This window comes from Mediterranea massiliensis (assembly GCF_900128475.1).
Lineage (GTDB): Bacteria > Bacteroidota > Bacteroidia > Bacteroidales > Bacteroidaceae > Bacteroides > Bacteroides massiliensis_E.
Genome location: NZ_LT635830.1, coordinates 1 through 2,094 on the forward strand (window position 1 = coordinate 1; position 2,094 = coordinate 2,094).

Below are 2,094 nucleotides of genomic sequence, written 5' to 3' on the forward strand. Positions count from 1 at the left end.
GGGGCAAAGGTCGCAGCCCGCCCGTTTCCACCGGCAAGGTCTGGCCTTACGGTTTCTGGGAAAAATCATCCTCGCCCGAGGCTCCGGTATTTTTCCCGAAAACCTTGCCTGTGGAGGCGGACTGCAAGAAAGCCCCTGAAACCGGGAATGGCATTCCCGCCAAACACATGAAGATTATGAAAACAAAAGAACACATCAAAAAGATAGCGGACAGCAGATGGGCAAGGACACTCGCGCTGGCCGTAGCAGCAGCCATCATATTCAGCTGGCTCTATTCCCACGGTATATCGCCTGTATGGACCGCCGTGGCCATCATCTGTTTCAGGGGACTCTTCAGGTTCCTCTACCGTATAGCCTGTTTTCTCGTGGCACTGGCCATCATTCTGTGCATACTGAGTTTTCTGGTCTTCTGAAATCTGACGATATGGAACATGCACGGAATTTATCATTGCAGCATAAGGGAGCTGTCCGGGAGCGGGCGGCTCTTTTTGTATCCGTCACAACCGGAAATGACACGGGAAGAAAAGGAAAAAGGACTAAAAACACAGACATTGGCAAACCGAGAACTACAGGGCAAAGTTGGCAAACGCTTCTTGTCGGACGGCAAGGTCAGGCCGCAAGCGGTTTCGGAAAAAATCATCCTCGCTGCGCTCCGGTATTTTTCCCGAAAACCCTGCCTTTCCGGAAGCATTTGCCGTTGGGCCCTTGTAGTTCAACGGGCTGCCAAAGCCCGGGTATTCACAGTTAAAAATTAAAGAATATGCAACAAGCGATCATCACAAGACAGTCACCAGCTCCGATAGGGATGCCCGTGACAAGAAGACCGAAAGTACACGTCCCGCAACCGGCAATCAAGCTGCCACCAAGGGGAACCACAGGTCCCGTTCACATCTCAAAGCTGCTGAACCCCGTTCTGGAAATTTGCAGACATCCGGACAGGAACAGGCTGCTGGCAGAATTCTTCAGCGAATATTGAAACACATCGTCTAATCATTTAATATCTGAAATTATGTTTTTTACAGCAATCCACCAGATGATGACGGAAAGCGTGGACCTCACGATCGTCATCCGCAAGACAAACGGACAACTGACCGTTTCCACATTGCCCAAATCGAACGGACTCAAGGACGAGGCCCAGAACCACATCGTGCCGCTGACTGTCACGGGCACACCGCAGGAACTTGACACTGGATTCCTGCAGGCAGTCACAAGACCTATACAGAAAACGTGCGGGCTGATCTCCAATATGGCACAGTTCGAGGCACAGGCGGACAAAGCCGCCGCAAGCAGCAAGGCCGCCAAGGATGCCAAATCCAAGGAAACGAAGGAGGAGCGCGAGAAACGGGAAAAGTACGAGAAACTGATGAAGAAGGCGGAAGAACTGACTGCCGCCAGAAACCACCGGGAAGCCGTCAGCGTGTTTACACAGGCGAAAGCACACGCGAATGCCGCCCAGCTGAAGGAAATCGAGGAGAAGATAAAGGCGGCCGACACGGAAATGAACCGGGGAAGCCTCTTCGACCTGATGGAACAGGAAGCACAGCCGGAACCTTCTGTACAGCAGCAACAGCCGGCATACACACAGGCAACGGAACAGAGAAATCCGCAACCGCAACGTCCGCAACAGCCGGCACCGCAGCAGACATACACGCGGAGACCGTCACAACCGATGCCGGGACAGGCTCAGCCCGCACCGCAGAGACCACAACAGGCATACACGCAGCATCCGCAACAGCCAGGAATATGGCCGTCGCAACAACAGCCGCAGGCAAGACCGCAGATACAGCCGCACGCGCAATATGTCCAGCGGACAGGAGGACAGCAGTCTTCCCAACCTCAATATCCGCCGCAGCCTGAAATTCAGGACTGGCAGGAAGAACGGTTCATGCAGGAGGACGAACAGCAACCGTACCTCTCCGATCAGGAACACCCCGCATACAGTGAGAAGGACTACGAGGAATACATCGATTTCCCGCAGTCCATGCTGGAACCCAAGTATTCACCTTATCAGACAGTTTAAGACATGGCACTCGAAATCAAAGGAATGACACGCTCATTCAAATTCAAGAAAGGAACGGAGTATATAACCCTTCA

At 53.0% G+C, this 2,094-nt stretch carries 4 protein-coding genes; all 4 read left to right on the plus strand.

The window, feature by feature from the left end:
* The first annotated feature begins 176 nt into the window (after positions 1-176).
* Positions 177-413 carry a hypothetical protein gene (locus BQ7483_RS00130; RefSeq protein ID WP_072544399.1) on the plus strand — a complete coding sequence of 79 codons (237 nt, stop codon included), beginning with the start codon at positions 177-179 and terminating at the stop codon, positions 411-413.
* Positions 414-509: 96 nt separating this feature from the next.
* Entirely contained in the window at positions 510-755 is a 246-nt protein-coding gene (locus BQ7483_RS00135) for a hypothetical protein (RefSeq protein ID WP_235847276.1), read from the plus strand.
* Positions 756-760: 5 nt separating this feature from the next.
* On the plus strand, positions 761-976 hold the full coding sequence (locus BQ7483_RS17945; RefSeq protein WP_057252928.1) for a hypothetical protein: 216 nt from the start codon (positions 761-763) through the stop codon (positions 974-976).
* Positions 977-1,009: 33 nt separating this feature from the next.
* On the plus strand, positions 1,010-2,020 hold the full coding sequence (locus tag BQ7483_RS00145) for a PRTRC system protein E (protein ID WP_072544398.1): 1,011 nt from the start codon (positions 1,010-1,012) through the stop codon (positions 2,018-2,020).
* Positions 2,021-2,094 lie beyond the last annotated feature (74 nt).

Excerpts from the sequence above, each read along its gene's own strand:
- BQ7483_RS00145 (WP_072544398.1), top strand. The coding sequence starts at position 1,010 with ATGTTTTTTACAGCAATCCACCAGATGATGACGGAAAGCGTGGACCTC.
- BQ7483_RS00135 (WP_235847276.1), top strand. The coding sequence starts at position 510 with ATGACACGGGAAGAAAAGGAAAAAGGACTAAAAACACAGACATTGGCA.
- BQ7483_RS00130 (WP_072544399.1), top strand. The coding sequence starts at position 177 with ATGAAAACAAAAGAACACATCAAAAAGATAGCGGACAGCAGATGGGCA.
- BQ7483_RS17945 (WP_057252928.1), top strand. The coding sequence starts at position 761 with ATGCAACAAGCGATCATCACAAGACAGTCACCAGCTCCGATAGGGATG.